Below are 16,704 nucleotides of genomic sequence, written 5' to 3'. Positions count from 1 at the left end.
GGTCCGGTTTGCTTGGGTCACTCGGTCATTCTCCCCTATCGGGATGCGGGGTCCGAAGTTGTCCACAGGTCGGCGCGCGGAGGTGGCAGAAGCCCGTGCCGCTCCAAGAGGTCGCGCAGGTCGGCGCGGTCCGTCGGGGAGAGCGCCCCGATCGGGATCGGGATGTACCGGTTCCTCGCCTGGAAGAGCAGCAGTGTGTTCGAGAAGATCTCCGCGCGCAGCAGGGTCGACCACGGCATTCGCGACTCGCCGTCCTCGTAGCGTTGCAGGACGCCGTCCTCGTCGAACTCGTACTCGATGGTCATGCCCGCGGTAGCGCGCTGTTGCCGTCGCACGGACGCCACCATGAAGCTGGGCGAGGCGAGCAGCAGCAACCCGATGACCATGATCGCGGCGTCGAGCGCCGGGTCGCCGCCGTCCAGCACCACGATGCCGACGACTCCGAGGGCGAGCACCAGGAGTCCCACGGCCCAGAAGCTGCGGAAGACCCACCGCGACACGTGGCGGAGGGCCGCGACGGGCCGCCGGGGATCCGGGGTGGCGACGATGACGATGCGCACCGGAGGAGGGTAGATCGGCGGCATGGTCCGCCGGGTGCCCGGTCAGCGATCTGCCGCGAGGTGCCTGCCGCCGGTTGCCCGGTCAGCGATCGCCGGCCGCGAGCCGGTAGGTGTCCAGCTCGATCCCGCCGTACCAGGTGGTCCGGGTTCCGATCGAGGCCATACCGAGCCGGCGGGCGACCGCGATCGAGGGCACGTTGCCCTCCCGGATGACCGCGTAGATCTGATCCAGGCCGGCCGAGAACACCCGATCGATGGCGGCGCGCGCTGATTCCGTCGCGTACCCGTGCCCCCACGAGTCCGGATGCAGGTGCCAGCCGACCTCGATGTCGTCGGTCGGCTCATGGTCGACGTCGGGCAACGGCACGACCAGCACCGAGCCGGCCGTGATGCCGGTGTCGCGGACGTCGACCGCCCAGATCCCGTGCAGGTCGTCGGCCCGGGCGCGCCACCGGCGGATCGCGGCGAGCGCCTCGCTCGGGCTCTCCAGCACGCGCGGCCGGGCACCGAGCCACTGGGCGACCTCCCAGCGGGACAGCATGTCGAAGACCCGGGCGACGTCGGCGTCGCTCTCCGTCCACTGCCGAACGATCAGGCGATCCGTCTCGAAGACCGTCATGTCCACGGATGCTAAGGAGTGTCGGGCGCCCTTCCAGGGAAAGTGAGGGCATGGTCGAGGGCCTGAGAAGGGTGGCGCGAGCCGCGTTCGCGCCCCTGCGTGGCCGGGACCTGTCGCTGCACGCCGCCGCGATCACGTTCTACGGCGCGATCGCGATCGTGCCGGTCTCGCTGCTCGCCCTCTGGCTCACCGGCCTGGTGGCGGGTGCGGACCGGGTGCGGCGGCTGACCGCGTACGCGACGGACACCCTGCCGTCGTCGATCGGCGCCGACCGGGCCGCGGCCGCGCTGGTCGAGGCGGGCCTCACCCTGACACCGTGGCTGGCCCTCGCGTCCCTACTGCCGGCGTCGTTCTACGGCGAGGGCCTGCGGCGGGCGTTCGTGTCAGTGGCCGAGCCCGGCACGGAACGTCTGGTGGGCTGGCGCGGCCGTCTGCTGTTGCTGCCGCTGTTGGCGCCGGCGCCCGCACTGGTGCTGGCCACGATCGCCGCACTCCCGTACACGACGGGCCTGGTCCGCCGCGGTGGCTGGTCGGTGGTGCTGGGCGTGGTCCTGTCGTTCCTGGCCGTCTGGCTGGTCCTGACGCCGGTGCTGATCTGGGTGTACCGGATCGTCGGCCCAGGCCGCCCCGATTGGCGCCCGACCTGCTTGGTCGCCTCGTTCACAGCCGCCAACCTGTCGGGCTTCCTGCACGGGTTCGTCCTGTTCACCTCCTTCCCGCTGGACCTCGGCATCCCTTTCGGCGGCTTCGACCCGGTCGGGGCTGTGGTCGCGGTGCTGCTCTGGCTCTACCTGTTCCACGTCATTGTGCTGGCGGGGTATTCGGCAACGCTCGTCCTCAGCAGCACCCTCGCCGCGCGCCGCTCCTCAGCGGCTCCTCTGGCGCGCACCCAGTGAACGGGTGCTCTGGGCCAGGACCCCGCAGACCGGCGGGCTGCCGCCGCCGTCCTGCCCGGCGCCCTGACGGGCACCCGGGCGGTCGCCCGCAGGCTGGGCGAGCTTCTGCTGCTCGCCCGTGAGTTGCCGGGTGCGCGCCCCGACGACGTGCGTCCACCGGCGGCATTCCGTCGTTGGCCGGATCGTCAGGTGGAGCGGCTGCTTCCGGCCAGGGCTTCCTCCTTGGCCGCCGCGTCAGGATGCGGGTCGAGCTCACGGATGCCGAACCGGCGGTAGACCGCGCCGAAGGGCCCTGGCGCCCACCAGTTCCAGCGGCCGAGTAGTCGCATCGTCGCCGGGACGAGGAGTAGTCGCACCAGCGTCGCGTCGACGATGATGGCCACGATCATGCCGACGCCGATCAGCTTGATGAAGGCGATGCCACCGCTGGCGAAGCCGGCAACGACCACCGTCAGCAACAGGGCGGCCGCGGTGATGATCCGGCCGGTGTGTTGGAGGCCGGATGCCACCGACGCCGTGTTGTCGCCGGTGCGGTCCCACTCCTCGCGTACCCGCGACAGCAGGAAGACCTCGTAGTCGGTCGCCAGTCCGAACAGGACGGCCAGCATCAGGATCGGGTTGCTGGGTTCGATGAAGCCCGTGGGCGTGAAGCCGAGGAAGTCGGCGAAGTGACCGTCCTGGAAGACCCAGACGACCACGCCGAACGAGGCGCCGATCGAGACCAGGTTCATCAGGACCGCCTTGATCGGCAGCACGATCGAGCCGAACGCCAGGAACAGCAGGATCAGTGTCGCCAACGCCATAATCAATGCCATCCACGGCAGGTGCGCGACGAGGCTGTCAATCAGGTCGATGTCGGCCGCCGTGCGGCCACCGACAAGGACGTCGACGCCCGCGGGCGCCGGCAGGTCGCGGATCGCCCGCACGACACCCTGCGCCGCGTCGCCGGTCGACTCGCCCGGGTAGGTGACGGTGAGCAGTGACGACGCCCCTTCCGACGCGGTCACCTGGACCCCGGTCACATCGGGCAGGCCGGTCACGGTCGACGCGAGCCGTTGCGCCTCGGCCTGGCCACCACCGGAGACCAGCACCTCGATCGGCCCGACCGTGCCACCCGCGAAGTCGGCGGTGATCGCGTCGGACACCACTCGCGGTTCGGAGCCCGGCGGGAGCACCCGCTCGTCGAAGCCGCCGAAGCTGATCCGGAGCACCGGCGACGCGAGCACGGCGAGGATCACGATGACGCCGGCCGCGTACACGATGGGTCGGCGCATCACGCTCCGCGCGATCCTGGCCCAGGCGCCGTCGCCGCCGGCGTGCTCCGGCCCGCGCCGCCAGGGCAGCGGGATGCGCAGCGCGTTGACCCGGTGGCCGAGCACGGCCAGCAGCGCGGGCAACGCCGTCAGTGCGGCCAGCATCGCGACCAGCACCGCTGCCAGGCCGCCGAAGCCCATCGAGCGCAGGAACGACTGCGGGAAGATCAACAGACTGGCCAGCGCGAGGGCGATGGTCAGCCCGGAGACCAACACCGTGCGGCCGGCGGTGGCCATCGTGCGCCCGATCGCCGCAGGCGGCTCGTGACCGGCGGCCAACTCCTCGCGGAACCGGCTCACGATGAACAGCGCATAGTCGACCGCCATGCCCAGCCCGATCAACGTGATGATGTTGACCGCGAAGACGGACACGTCGGTGAGCATGTTGATCAGCCGCACCACGACCAGCGAGCCCAGGATCGCGATGCCGCCGATCATCAGAGGCGTGGCAGCGGCGGCCAGGCCACCGAAGATCAGGATGAGCAGTACCAGCAGGACGGGGAGCGAGAACATCTCGGCCCGCGCCAGGTCTTCGCTCGTCTGTTTGTTGGCCTCGTGGAGGAACGGGACCGTGCCGCCCGTCTGCGTGGTGATGCCGGGTGCGGTCAACGCCGGTTCGATCGTCTCGTACGCGCTGGTCTTCCCGTCCGGGTCGATGGCCTTGAGCTGGACCATCGCGTAGGTGGCGCGCCGGTCGACCGAGACCAGCGCCGGCGACTGCGTGTCGTAGAAGCTGGTCACCGACGCGACCTCGGGCAACGCCCGGATCTTGGCCAGCGTCGCGGTCACCGGGTCGCGGAAACTCGGGTCGTCGACCGCCGCGGCCGGGTCGGAGTAGAGCACCAGCACGTCGACGTCCTGGCTGCCGAGCTCGGCGATCGTGCGGTCCCGGAACTGGGTCGACTCGGACTTCGGGTCGTCGAACCCGCCGCCGGTCAGCGCGCCGAACACCCCCGTGCCCCACGCCGCGCCGACCAGCACCAGCGCTGCCGCGGCCGCCAGCACGAACCAACGGAACCGGACCACCGCCCGCCCCCACCACGCGAACATGGATCCCCCCAGAGATCTGTGCCAAACTACGAACAGCGTTAGGAGAATGAACGCCGTTAACTATGGCAACGGCGTTCTCGGGAGTCAAGGAGGTTCGCGTTTGAGTGCGCCGACACGCCGCGAGCGCCTCCGCACCTCGACTCTCACCGAGATCAAGGACGAGGCCCGTCGACTGCTGGTCACCGGCGGCCCGGACGCCATCTCCCTGCGCGCGATCGCCCGCGAGATGGGCATGACCGCGCCCGCGATCTATCGGTATTTCGACAGCCTCGACGCACTCGTCGAGGCGCTCGCCGGAGATCTCTACATCGAGCTTTCCGAGATCGTCAGCGCGGCCAAGCACGATGCCGGCGACGACCCGGTCACGCAGATCATCGCGATGGCCCGCGCGTTCCGCGAGTGGTCGGTCGCGCACCCGGCCGAGTTCGCCCTGATCCTCGGCAGCCCGCTGCCCGGAATCGTCGCGTTCCAAGAGAGCTGCGACGACGCGGACCATCCGGGCGTCGAGTTCGGGCGCCCGTTCATGGAGACGATCAACGCGCTCTGGCTCCGCGAGCAGTACCCCACCCCGCCACGCTCGCTGATGGAGGAACGCCTCGCCGCCCACCTGGAGCCGCTGCGCTCGGGCCACGGCGAAGAGGTGCCGATCGAGGTGGCGTGGGCTTTCCTCAGCGGCTGGACCCGGCTCTACGGGCTGGTGTCCATGGAGGTCTTCCACCACCTGAGGTGGGCGGTGTCCGACCCCGGGGCGCTGTTCGAGATGGAGCTCCACTCCTACGTCGGCCAGTTCACGGGGCGCAGCGACAAGAGCTGACCGGCTCCGGCGTACGCACGGCCGCGTTTCTGTCGGAGCCCCCGCACATACTGTTTCCGTCGCATCGAGCCACGAGAAAGGACCGGCCGTGACCACCGAGCCCACCGTGACAGACCGTCCGGCGCAGGACTACATCGCCATCAAGCGCACGGTGACCATGAGTTCGATCGCCGACATCGCCGATCGCATCCCTGACCTGTTCGCGTTCCTAGCTCAACGCCGCATCGCGGCGGTCGGCGCGCCGTTCCTCAAATACAACGTCATCGACATGGCGGCCGAGCTCGAGATCGAGGCAGGCGTCCCGGTCAACATGCCCGTCGGCGGCAGCGGCGAGATCTTCGCCGACGTTCTGCCCGCTGGCCGCTACGCGACCGTCACGCACGTCGGCCACCCCGACGAGCTCCTCGACGTGACCACCAACCTCCTCGGCTGGGCACACGGCCGCGACCTGGAGTTCGACCACCACGACTCCCCCGCCGGCGACGTATGGCGCTGCCGGCTGGAGATCTACAAGTCCAACCCGGCCGAGGTCCCGGTCGACAAATGGGAGACGGAGCTAGCCTTCCTACTCCGCTGACCCGCCGGGCCGGCGTGCCCGGCCGTCGCCGCGCAGCGGCCTCTCGGCGCCGTCCAGGCCAGACAGGCCCGCGTGGCTGGCCGCCGCCGCGCGGCCGGCGCTCGGGGGCCATTCAGGCCAGGAGCCAGGCCGGCTAGGCCGGCGCGGCGGGCCTTCGCCGCGCAGCGGCCTCTCGGCACCGTCCGGGTCAGAATCCCGGCCGGCTAGCCGGCGTAGCCGGCCTCCGCCGCGCAGCGGCCCTTCGGCGCCGTCCGGGTCAGAATCCAGACCGGCGCCGGCGTGCCCGGCCTTCGCCGCGCAGCGGCCCCTCGGCGCCGTCCGGGCCGGAAGCCAGACCGGCTAGGCCGGCGTGGCGGCGGCTTCGGGTGCGTCGCCGTCCGCGGTCGGTGCGGGCTCGCCTGCCCGGCGCGCGCGGATCTGGTGGCCGACGCCGGTCAGGCAACGCCCGCTCGGCAGGTCGAACCGCCACCCATGCAGTTGGCAGGTCAGCTGGTCGCCGTCGACGATCCCGAAGCGGGTGAGGTCCGCCTTCAGGTGCGGGCAGCGCCGCTGCACGACCCAGTCGCCAAGGGTGATGTCCTCGGCGTCGGTGGTGCGCTGGTGCTCGTCGTACCAGCCCTCGGCGTACTGCAGCCGCTCCTCGGACAGGCACTTGAAGAAGGCGTAGACGAACTCGTTGTACTGCCCGATCCGCGCCGCCGAGAAGCGGCAGGAGAGGAACAGCGAGTTGACCCAGTCCACCTCGTCGATGAAAAGGAGGTGCTCGATGAGCGCGCGCTCGGTGCGGAAGCGGTAGCGGACCTTCTCGTCCGCGTACCGCCGGACCTCCTTGCCCGGGAAGTCCACCACGATCGACTCGACCGCGTCGCCGTCGTAGCCGACCAGGTCGAAGCGGACCGGACCCCCGACGCCCTTGGCCAGGTAGATCGACTCCTCGAGGAGCGGCTCGATCCGCCGCTTCATCTCCTTGAGCACATCGATCTCGGGGTGCCGCCACGACGCCTTCTCGGCCTCGATGACCGGGCGCTTGCGCTCCCGCATCTCCTCGAGGTGCGCGACCTTGTTGGCGAAGAACTCATCGACGTCGGTCGGGTGGGTCGTCTCGATCGAGGTCTCGGTGATCTCCGAGACGCTGCCGGGCAGGAGGACGACGCCGTTGGTGCCGCCGACCTTGGCGTACTCCTTCATGAAGACCGACTGGTCCGGGAAGATGTTGCCCTCGTCGCCGAAGATGTCGTTGAACTGCCACAACTCGTCGTCCAGGAAGCACGGCGGCCCGGCGATCGGGAAGACGTTCGTCGCCTTCAGGTCGTCGATGTAGCGCCACGTCCGGTCGAACTGCCGGTCCCGCTTCTGCTTGCCGAAGGCGGTCTTGGCGGACTGGGGCAGCTCGTAGACCATCGGGTACCAGATGGCGCCCGAGAACTGCAGCATGTGCGCGTGCACGTGGCCCAGCGAGGTGAACAGCGCCAGGTCCGTCGGCCGGGCGTCGTTCTGGTTGAGCAGCCGCACGCCGTCGTACTCGACCCACAGAGAGGAGTCACCGATCGGCCCGTCCGTCGGCGACGTCAACGCCTGGATCATGATCTTCAGACCGCCGTCGAGCTCGAGGACCTCCTCCGACACGGTCTTGATGAAGTCGGTGAACCCCAACTCGCGGAGCTGGTCCTCGAGCTCGCTGGTCGGGTACTCCGGCAGCAACACGCGCGCCTTCTTCGACACGAAGCGCTTGAGGTGCGCGGCGTCGAAGTGATCGCGGTGCAGGTGGCTCAGGTACAGGTAGTCGACCTGCCCGAGCGTCTCCCAGTCGAGCAACGAGTTGTCGGGGAAGGGAAACCACGACGCGAAATAGGCCGGATTCACCCAGGGATCACACAGGATGCTCCCCGCTGGGGTGTCGATCCGCATAGAGGCATGTCCCGTCCCGGTCACTCGCACGGCAGCAAACCCCCAAGATCAAAAGCTCGTCAGGTACGGCGAAAACGCTACCCGACGAGCCGGGGTGCCCGATCCTCGACGCCACGGACATGCCACACTGATCTCCGCACGCAGCCGAGGGAGGAGCCACGAGGTGGCAGAGCACGAGCCGGTCATCGCCCCTGACCAGAGGAAGCCGGGCCACCGCAAGGGCGGCCGGATCGGTGCCATCGTCGTCGCCATCTCACTGGTGCTGATGCAGTTCTGCAACAACGAGGTCACCGGCGTCGAGCGCATCTGGCTCAACGGCATCGCCGCCGCCCTGATCCTCGCGGTCATCGGCGACTCCGTCCTCCGCCGCAACGGCCTGCGCTCCTAAGCCGACGCCGACCGGACCGTCGGCCAAAGCCTCGGCCTTAGCCGGGGTCGTCGACCGGACCGTCGCCCAAGCCTCGGCCTTAGCCGGGGCCGCCGACCGGACCGCCGGCCAAAGCCTCGGCCTTAGCTGGGGTCTGCTGTAGATCCGCGTAAGCCCAGAACCAGGATTTCCCGGATTCGTCGTGGGCACGACCGTCGCTCCCGCCGGAGACCGCTCGCTCCGCTTCGCTGCCAGGCCCGCGGCACAAGAACTACCCCGGGCCCTCCAGGACGTCGGGCGGCGCCGCGTCGCCGATCGCGTGGAAACCGCCCTGGGTGCCGTGTGCGTGGCAGGCCAGGATGTGGTCGCGGGCTGCCGGCACGAACGGCGGGATCGTGTCACCGGCGGCAACTCGCAGATCTCACCCGTTCGCTCCAGCAGCTTGGAATGCGGACATCTCCCGCCAGCGGAGCACCGCGACGACCGCCAAGCGCCTCGTCGCCCGTATCCCCGATGCCGATGCCGACCCCGAGTCCGACGGCCGTGCCGTCGGCGTGGTCCGCCGGCGCGCGACTCCAGCTCCCGGCCATCGGCGAGGCAGCCGACAGGAAACAAGCGCGGCACCCCGGGCAGTGGCCTGCGCTCAAGTTCCGCGAGGTCGATCAAAACGCTCCGACCGCCAGCCGGACGAGCCGCCTACAAAACAGTCCCGCCCACCGGTCAGAAAAGACCAGCGGGCGGGACAGCGAAACGACTGAAGGCTCAGCGCCGACGAACGATGTCGCGGATCTCCAGCAGGGCCTGCTCGACCTCGGCCTCGAAGTAGCCCCCGGGCACCAGCCCGAACTGGCCCGCGTCGAAGTCCGCGTCGGTGGTCGGGATCGGGCCGCGGCCGGTCATGCCCGTCAGCACGTCCTCGAAGAAGCGGTCGACCTGCATCGGGTCGTAGCCGCTGCCGAACCGGCGCACCTGGAACGACCGCCGCATCGAGTCGACCCGTGCGAGATCGCTGCCGGGCGGGCCCATCAGCGGCGGGCCACCCATGCCGGGGGCACCCATGCCACCACCGGGCGCGCCACCCATCGCGAGGCCGGGGCCACCCATGCCGGGTGCGCCACCGCCCATGCCGGGGCCACCGCCCATGCCCGGGCCACCGCCCATGCCGGGGCCGCCACCCATGCCGGGACCGCCACCCATGCCGGGACCGCCGCCGCCCGGGTGCACCGGACCACCACGGCCCGGGTCACCGCGCTCCGGCATGCGGATCTCGGCTGTCATGTCCATCCGGCCGCGGCGACCGGGCTGCTCCGGGCCGTCGTAGCCGTCGTCCTGCGGCGGGAAGCCGCCACCCCGCATCGGGGGCGCGCCCTGGCCGGCGCCCGGAGGCAGCGGTCCGGCACCCTGCTGACCAGGGCCGTCGTACCCACGCGGGCCATCGAACCCGGAGCCGTAAGGCGGCGGCGGGCCGGGGCGCGCGTAGGGGTCGTCGTTGGGGGTCGGCCGGGTCGGCAGCGGGTTGCCGCCCATCGCCGCGGCACGACGGTCCGGCGGCGGGCCGAAGGAGCCCGGCGGCGGCGCCGGGATCGGCGGACCCATCCGGTCCCCCGGTCCCATCCGATCACCGGGCGGCGGGCCGAACTGGCCGGGAGGGCCCATCCGGTCCGGCAGGCCCATCCGGTCGGGGCCCCCGGAGCGCCCGTTGCGCTCCTCGAGCTCGCCGACCTGCCGCTCGACGCGGTCGAGGTGCAGGTCGACCTGCCATTCGTCGTACCCGCCGAACCGGACCCGGAAGACGATGTCGTGGACTTCCTGCGCCCCGACCGGCTGGCCGACCGGATCGCCGGCGAGGGTCGCCTCGACGCGGTCCAGGAAGGCGTCGACCTCGTCGACCTTGTAGCCGCGACGCAGTGCCCGACGGCGGAATCGTTGACCCTGGCTCGCCACTATGTCTCCTGGTTAGTTCGCTCGGCCGCGGCCCCGAACGCGGTCATGTCGTCACCTCGGACGCGGCGAGCTGGCCGCACGCGCCGTCGATTTCGCGACCCCTGGTGTCACGCACGGTAGTCGACACGCCCGCCGCGCGCAGCCTCCGGACGAACTCGCGTTCGACCGGCTTGGCACTCGCATCCCACTTGCTGCCCGGAGTCGGGTTCAGCGGGATGAGGTTGACGTGCGTCTGCCGCCCGGCCAGCAGACGTCCGAGCAGATCAGCTCGCCACGGCTGGTCGTTCACGTCTTTGATCATCGCGTATTCGACGGAAACACGGCGCCCCGTGCGATCCGCGTAATGCCACGCGGCGTCGAGCACCTCGGCCACCTTCCACCGTTGGTTGACCGGCACCAGTTCATCGCGCAGATCATCATCGGGCGCGTGCAGCGACAACGCAAGAGTCACTTGTAGGTCTTCGTCGGCAAGCTTGCGCATCGCCGGCACCAGGCCGACCGTCGAGATCGTGATGTGTCGCTGCGAGAGCCCGAGCCCCTCGGGCGCCGGCGAGGTCAGGCGCCGGACGGCGGCCACGACCCGGTTGTAGTTGGCCAGCGGCTCGCCCATGCCCATGAACACCACGTGCGAGAGCCGCGACGGCGAACCGGCGATCACACCCGAAGCCGCGACGCCCGCGAGGTAGACCGCCTGGTCGACGATCTCGGCGGTGGACAGGTTGCGGGTCAGCCCCGCCTGGCCGGTCGCGCAGAACGGACACGCCATGCCGCAGCCGGCCTGGCTGGAGATGCAGACGGTGACGCGATCCGGATAGCCCATCAGCACGCTCTCGACGAGCGAGCCGTCGTGTAGCCGCCACAACGCCTTGCGGGTGGCGCCGTCGTCGGTGGCCATCTCGCGTACCGGCGTCAGCAACTGCGGCAGCAGGTCGTCCGCGATCTTCGCGCGCGTCGCCGCGGGCAGGTCGGTCATCGCCTCGGGGTCGCGTTCCAGCCGGCCGAAGTAGTGCGTGGACAACTGCCGCGCACGGAACTTGGGCTCACCGAGCGCGACCAACGCGGCCTCACGCCCCGATATGTCGAGATCGGCAAGATGGCGCGGCGGCATCGCCGGCCGCCGCCCGGCGGTGGCGGCCGACTGAATAATGGGCAGGCTCGTCATGGCGGCTCAAGTCTCCCACGGCTGTTCGATCACCTTCACCTGCCCGGGCGCCGGGACGGAAATAAGAAGATCAAACGTCAATTCATCGACGCACGTGCGTCGTGGGCACGACCGCTCGCTCCCGCGCGCACCGCTCGCTGCGCTTCGCTGCCGGGTCCGCGCGCCGCCAAAAGCCCACATTTGCGCCCGCATCCCGCTAGGCACCACCGAAAGTACGGGAAGGTGATGCGCGGCCTCAAGCCGATCAAATGCCCCCAGGGACCGTCGGGACCGCGCCGCGAACGCTCCGATCCGCGTACGCCGGCTCACATGAAGTGATTTCCGAAACGTCGCTTTCCCCACCCACCGCCGGACCCGAGGGTCAGCGCACCGGGGCGAAGATCGCAAGCAGCAGGTAGGCGGTCGGCACCGCGAACAGGATGGAGTCGAGGCGGTCCATCAGGCCGCCGTGGCCCGGGAGCAGCCGGCTCATGTCCTTGATGCCCAGGTCGCGCTTGAGCATCGACTCGCCGAGGTCGCCGAGGACCGCCGCGACACTGATCGCGGCACCGATCAACGCGCCCCACCAGAAGTCGACTCCGAGCAGGAAGTAACAGCTCAGGGCAGTGCCGATGGCCGCGGCGACGAGCGAGCCACCGAAGCCCTCCCACGACTTCTTCGGGCTCACGGTCGGCGCCATCGGATGGCGGCCCAGGAAGACACCGGCCGCGTAACCGCCCGTGTCGGAGAGGACGACGCCGATCAGCACGACCAGCACCCGGTCGGCGCCGTCCTGCGGCACCGCGAGCAGCGCGGCGAACCCGGCGAGGAACGGCACGTAGACCGCGATCAGCACGGACGCGGTCAGGTCCCGTTTGAAGCCCTTCGGCCCGTCGGCGAGCCGCCACACGGTCGCCGCGAGCAGGGTCGCCACCAGGCCGAGCATGAGGGCGTCGGCACCGGCGTACCAGGCCAGGCCGACCATCAACACCCCGCCCGCGATCAACGGGATCGTCGGTGGGTTGGCCTTGACCTCGCGGGTCGCGCGGCTGACCTCCCAGATGCCGACCGCGACGGCCACCGCGAGAACACCGAGGAAGGCCGGCTTGTACGCGTACAGCGAGACGAGCAGGACCGCGCCGAGGGTGAGCCCGACACCGATCGCGGCGGGCAGGTTGCGGCCGGCGCGACTGGTCTTCTGGACGGTCGGCGGCCGCCCGGGGCCGGCGCGACGCCTGCCGGGGCCGGGGCGCCGCGGCGGCGTCGCGTCCTCGTCGGCATCGTCGTCGCCGGGCTGGTGCTGGGCGCGCGGCGTGACCAGAGGGAGCTGGGTCGTCTCGGCCGTGTAGCCGTTGACCTCCGGCTCCCGGCGCGGGTCCGGCTCCGGCAGCCCGATGCCGGGCTGCGTGGGGCCGGCCCAACCCGGGACATCGAGGTTGGCCGGGAACCCTGGGTCGTACTTCTCGGGCGCGACACCGGAGTGTCGCGCCCGAGGCGGATCAGCGCTCGAATAGGGGTCGGAGTAGGACATCACGCCGCAATCGAGCCCGCCGTCGAACGTCTCATGTCGCCGAGCCCCCTTCGCCCATCGATCTCCTGACCAGGAGGAATCGTGCCGAGCCTACTGCACCTGCGCGGCCCTCCGACTCAGACCTCGAGCAGCTCGGCTTCCTTGTGCTTAAGGAGTTCATCGATCTGGGTGACGTACCGGTGGGTCAGGTCGTCGAGCTCCTTCTCGCCCCGTCGACCGTCGTCTTCCCCGGTCTCGCCGTCTTTCACCAGGCGGTCGAGCTCTTCCTTGGCCTTGCGCCGCACGTTGCGCACCGCGATCTTGGCTTCCTCGGCCTTGTGCCGCGCCACCTTGATCATGTCGCGGCGGCGCTCCTCGGTCATCTGCGGGAGGACGATGCGAAGCTGGGTGCCCTCGTTGTTGGGGTTGACACCGAGGTCCGAGTCGCGAATCGCCTTTTCGATGGCACCGAGCTGCGAGTTGTCGTACGGCTTGATGATCGCCATCCGAGGCTCCGGCGTGCCGACGGACGCCATCTGGGTCAGCGGCGTCGGGGTGCCGTAGTACTCGATGACGATCTTGGAGAACATCGCAGCGTTGGCCCGCCCAGTGCGGATCACGGCGAACTCCTCCTTGGCGTGGTTGACCGCGCCATCCATCTTTTCCTCGGCCTCGAGGAGTGTGTCGTCGATCACCGGGTCCGTCGCCTCCTTCTGGGGATGTGGCTCAGTTGGCTGTGATCAAGGTGCCGATGCGCTCGCCGGCGACGGCCCTCATGATCGTGTCGTCGCCCTCGGCGCCGAACACCAGCATCGGCAAGCCGTTCTCCTCGCAGAGGCTGAACGCGGCCGCGTCGGCCACCCGCAGCCCGCGCCGGAGCACCTCGGCGAACGTGACCGAGTCGAACTTGCTGGCCGTCGGGTCGGTGCGCGGATCGGCGGTGTAGACCCCGTCGACGCCGTTCTTGCTCATCAACACCACGTCTGCACGGATCTCCAGCGCGCGCTGGGCGGCGACGGTGTCAGTGGAGAAGTACGGCATCCCGGCGCCCGCGCCGAAGATGACCACGCGACCCTTCTCCAGGTGGCGGATCGCCCGCAGCGGGATGTAGGGCTCGGCGACCTGCGCCATCGTGATCGCGCTCTGCACGCGGGTCTCGATGCCCTCCTTCTCCAGGAAGTCCTGGAGGGCCAGGCAGTTCATGACGGTGCCGAGCATGCCCATGTAGTCGGCCCGGGCCCGGTCCATGCCGCGCTTCTGCAGCTCGGCGCCCCGGAAGAAGTTGCCACCACCGACGACGACGGCGACCTGGACACCGCGGCGGACCACGGAGGCGATCTGGCGGGCGACGGCCTGCACCACGTCGGGGTCGACACCGACCATGCCGCCGCCGAAGACCTCACCGGAGAGCTTGAGTACGACCCGGCGGGGCCGGCCCGGAGGAGGTGCGGTGGGATCCTCGACCACCTGCGTCGACTCGCCTGCCACGTCCGTCATCCGACCGCCTCTCGCCTCGGCACCAGTCGGTGCGCATCGCTTCCCGGCACCGATCCGGTGCGCGTCGCTTCGGCACCGATCCGGTGCCGCCTGGAGCGTATTGCCCACGCGGGCCACCGGCGCCCCGGCCGGTGGCGCGCCCCCGCCCGAAGGACGGGGGCGCGGCAGCCGGTCAGGCCTGGCCGACCTCGAAGCGGACGAACCGCGTCACGTCGATGCCGGCCTCGCCGACGACCTGCTTGACGGACTTCTTGTTGTCGGCGACCGAAGCCTGCTCGAGCAGCACGAAGTCCTTGAAGAAGGCGTTGGTGCGGCCTTCGACGATCTTCGTCAGCGCGGCCTCGGGCTTGCCCTCTTCGCGAGCGGTCTCCTCGGCGATGCGGCGCTCGGACTCGACGATGTCGGCCGGCACCTCGTCACGCGTGAGGTACTTCGGACGCATCGCGGCGATCTGCATCGCGACGCCACGCGCGTCGGCGTCGGCGGCCTCGTCGCTCTTGCCGGTGTACTGCACGAGCACGCCCACCGCCGGCGGCAGGTCCTGGCTCTTGCGGTGCAGGTAGACGGCCACGGAGCCGTTCTCGTCCAGCACGGCGAAGCGGTTGAGCACCAGCTTCTCGCCGATCTTGGCCGAGGCCTCCTGGACGGTGTCGGCGACGGTGCGGCCGTCGGCCAGCGTGCTGGCCAGCAGCCCTTCGACGTCGGTCACGCCAGCGGACTCAGCGTGCTCGACGAGCTGCTGAGCGAGCGCGATGAAGTCGGCGTTCTTGGCGACGAAGTCGGTCTCACAGTTGAGCTCGAGCAGCGCCTTGCCGGAGTGCGCCACCAGGCCGTTGGCGGCCGTACGCCCGGCACGCTTGCCGACGTCCTTCGCACCCTTGATGCGCAGCACCTCGACGGCCTTGTCGAAATCGCCGTCGGCCTCCGTGAGCGCCTTCTTGCTGTCCATCATGCCGGCGCCGGTGAGATCGCGGAGCTTCTTGACGTCCGCGGCGGTGAAGTCAGCCATGACTCTCTCTTTTGATGGTTAGTGGGGGTCGTGGTGGCCGGGCCCGCCCGGTGGGGCGGACCCGGGACCAGCTCATTCCGCGGCGACGGTTGCGGTCTCGTCGGCCGGCTTCGCGTCAGCCGGCGCGGCGTCGGCCGGCTTCTCGTCAGCCTGCTTGTCGTCGGCCTTCTTGTCAGCACCCTCGAGGAGCTCGCGCTCCCACTCGGCCAGCGGCTCGTCGGTGCCGACAACGCCCGGCTCCGGCTTGTCGTCGCCGCCACGACCACGGCCCGAGCGGGCGATCAGCCCGTCGGCCACGGCAGCCGCGACAACCCGGGTCAGCAGCTCGGCCGACCGGATCGCGTCGTCGTTGCCCGGGATCGGGAAGTCGACCTCGTCCGGGTCGCAGTTGGTGTCAAGCACCGCGATGACCGGAATGCCCAGCTTGCGGGCCTCGTCAACCGCGATGTGCTCCTTCTTGGTGTCGACGATCCAGACGGCGGCCGGGATCTTCTGCATGTCGCGCAGGCCGCCCAGGGTGCGGGTCAGCTTGATCTTCTCGCGCGAGAGCTGCAGGGTCTCCTTCTTGGTGTAGCCGGCGGCGGTGCCGCTGAGGTCGCCGAGCGCCTCGAGCTCCTTCATCCGCTGCAGCCGCTTGTAGACCGTCTGGAAGTTGGTGAGCATGCCGCCCAGCCAGCGGTGGTTGACGTAGGGCATGCCAACCCGCGACGCCTGCTCCGCGATGGCTTCCTGCGCCTGCTTCTTCGTGCCGACGAACAGCACGCTGCCGCCCTCGGCGACGGTGGTGCGGATGTACTCGTACGCCTTCTCGATGTACTCGAGAGTCTGGCGCAGGTCGATGATGTAAATACCGTTACGCTCGGTGAAGATGAAGCGCTTCATCTTCGGGTTCCAGCGCCGGGTCTGGTGCCCGAAGTGGACACCGCTCTCCAGCAGCTGGCGCATGGTCACAACGGCCATGGTGGGGTACTCCTCGTGTTGTCCCTGGTTGTCACGCCGGCCGGGCGGCCGAGCGTCCTGGCGCCCGGTCGACAGTCATGGTGGGCCCAATGAAAATCGGGACCAGGGGACCGTCGCTCACCTCGAGCCACAAGGACGCGAACGCGAGAAGGGCGCGCGAGGTCGACCGCCCTGCGGCGGTCGCCAAAACCCAAGTGTACGCCGTCTGCAGTCGCCCCCCTTCCCCACCTCCGCGGACCACGACCGCAGGGCGGCCGCCACATCTCGGAGCGCATCCGCCACTACCGCCCCGCGCGCCTCGCGGGTGCCTGCCGTCATGGCGGTGGGGTCGGGTCGGGGACGTCCGCGAGTTCTCGGTCCAGGCGCGCGAGCTTGGTCGCATGGCGCTCTTGTAGGCCGGCCCAGCGGGTAGCAGCGAAGGCAGCCCGGAACCGAAGGCGCTCCGATCTTCGTCGGGCGGCCGCGTCCACGGCAGCCCGCAGCCGCTCATTCAGCTCGTCCTCGGTCGGATAGGTCATCGCGCGTTCTCCTTGACGCCG

General features: G+C 70.1%; 15 protein-coding genes. 4 read left to right on the top strand and 11 right to left on the bottom strand.

The window, feature by feature from the left end:
- Nucleotides 1-35: 35 nt before the first annotated feature.
- Together BLV39_RS19495 and BLV39_RS19490 are read right to left on the bottom strand one after the other, a co-directional pair.
- The gene (locus tag BLV39_RS19495; RefSeq protein WP_176984983.1) at nt 36-560 is read right to left on the bottom strand and encodes a YcxB family protein; all 525 of its coding nucleotides are present in this window, start codon (nt 558-560) and stop codon (nt 36-38) included.
- A gap of 82 nt (nt 561-642) precedes the next feature.
- Nucleotides 643-1,179, bottom strand: a complete 537-nt coding sequence (locus tag BLV39_RS19490) for a GNAT family N-acetyltransferase (RefSeq protein WP_090794295.1) — start codon at nt 1,177-1,179, stop codon at nt 643-645.
- 50 nt (nt 1,180-1,229) lie between these two features.
- Between BLV39_RS19490 and BLV39_RS19485 the strand changes: the two genes are divergently transcribed.
- A complete protein-coding gene (locus BLV39_RS19485) occupies nt 1,230-2,075 on the top strand; it encodes a YhjD/YihY/BrkB family envelope integrity protein (RefSeq protein WP_090794292.1) in 846 nt (281 codons plus the stop codon).
- A gap of 185 nt (nt 2,076-2,260) precedes the next feature.
- Here BLV39_RS19485 and BLV39_RS19480 read toward each other — a convergent pair whose 3' ends face one another.
- Nucleotides 2,261-4,438 carry an MMPL family transporter gene (locus BLV39_RS19480; protein WP_090794289.1) on the bottom strand — a complete coding sequence of 726 codons (2,178 nt, stop codon included), beginning with the start codon at nt 4,436-4,438 and terminating at the stop codon, nt 2,261-2,263.
- 100 nt (nt 4,439-4,538) lie between these two features.
- Here BLV39_RS19480 and BLV39_RS19475 point away from each other — a divergent pair, with 100 nt between their 5' ends.
- On the top strand, nt 4,539-5,252 hold the full coding sequence (locus tag BLV39_RS19475; protein WP_176984982.1) for a TetR/AcrR family transcriptional regulator: 714 nt from the start codon (nt 4,539-4,541) through the stop codon (nt 5,250-5,252).
- A gap of 88 nt (nt 5,253-5,340) precedes the next feature.
- A complete protein-coding gene (locus BLV39_RS19470) occupies nt 5,341-5,829 on the top strand; it encodes a GyrI-like domain-containing protein (protein WP_090794282.1) in 489 nt (162 codons plus the stop codon).
- Nucleotides 5,830-6,168: 339 nt separating this feature from the next.
- Here BLV39_RS19470 and BLV39_RS19465 read toward each other — a convergent pair whose 3' ends face one another.
- The gene (locus tag BLV39_RS19465) at nt 6,169-7,767 is read right to left on the bottom strand and encodes a Rieske 2Fe-2S domain-containing protein (RefSeq protein WP_090794278.1); all 1,599 of its coding nucleotides are present in this window, start codon (nt 7,765-7,767) and stop codon (nt 6,169-6,171) included.
- 133 nt (nt 7,768-7,900) lie between these two features.
- Here BLV39_RS19465 and BLV39_RS19460 point away from each other — a divergent pair, with 133 nt between their 5' ends.
- Nucleotides 7,901-8,125: a hypothetical protein gene (locus BLV39_RS19460; protein ID WP_089254568.1), complete on the top strand. Its 225-nt coding sequence runs from the start codon at nt 7,901-7,903 to the stop codon at nt 8,123-8,125.
- A 741-nt stretch (nt 8,126-8,866) separates the two neighbouring features.
- Here the strand turns inward: BLV39_RS19460 and BLV39_RS19455 are convergent.
- From BLV39_RS19455 to rpsB, 7 genes are all read right to left on the bottom strand, one after another.
- Complete coding sequence (locus BLV39_RS19455) at nt 8,867-10,048, bottom strand: DivIVA domain-containing protein (RefSeq protein ID WP_090794274.1); 1,182 nt, start codon at nt 10,046-10,048, stop codon at nt 8,867-8,869.
- A gap of 43 nt (nt 10,049-10,091) precedes the next feature.
- Entirely contained in the window at nt 10,092-11,210 is a 1,119-nt protein-coding gene (gene rlmN, locus BLV39_RS19450) for a dual-specificity RNA methyltransferase RlmN (RefSeq protein WP_090794269.1), read from the bottom strand.
- Between the two features lie 361 nt (nt 11,211-11,571).
- Nucleotides 11,572-12,720, bottom strand: coding sequence for a phosphatidate cytidylyltransferase (locus tag BLV39_RS19445; protein ID WP_239083837.1), 1,149 nt, complete (start codon nt 12,718-12,720; stop codon nt 11,572-11,574).
- Nucleotides 12,721-12,836: 116 nt separating this feature from the next.
- Entirely contained in the window at nt 12,837-13,394 is a 558-nt protein-coding gene (gene frr / locus BLV39_RS19440) for a ribosome recycling factor (RefSeq protein ID WP_090794266.1), read from the bottom strand.
- 31 nt (nt 13,395-13,425) lie between these two features.
- Complete coding sequence (gene pyrH / locus BLV39_RS19435; RefSeq protein WP_089254563.1) at nt 13,426-14,196, bottom strand: UMP kinase; 771 nt, start codon at nt 14,194-14,196, stop codon at nt 13,426-13,428.
- A 172-nt stretch (nt 14,197-14,368) separates the two neighbouring features.
- Complete coding sequence (gene tsf, locus BLV39_RS19430; RefSeq protein ID WP_090794264.1) at nt 14,369-15,205, bottom strand: translation elongation factor Ts; 837 nt, start codon at nt 15,203-15,205, stop codon at nt 14,369-14,371.
- Nucleotides 15,206-15,277: 72 nt separating this feature from the next.
- A complete protein-coding gene (gene rpsB, locus BLV39_RS19425) occupies nt 15,278-16,165 on the bottom strand; it encodes a 30S ribosomal protein S2 (RefSeq protein ID WP_090794260.1) in 888 nt (295 codons plus the stop codon).
- Between the last annotated feature and the right edge of the window lie 539 nt (nt 16,166-16,704).

This window comes from Asanoa ishikariensis (assembly GCF_900107455.1).
GTDB lineage: Bacteria > Actinomycetota > Actinomycetes > Mycobacteriales > Micromonosporaceae > Asanoa > Asanoa ishikariensis.
The sequence above is the reverse complement of the archived record's forward strand: the minus strand, read 5'-3'. Positions and strand labels throughout refer to the sequence as shown.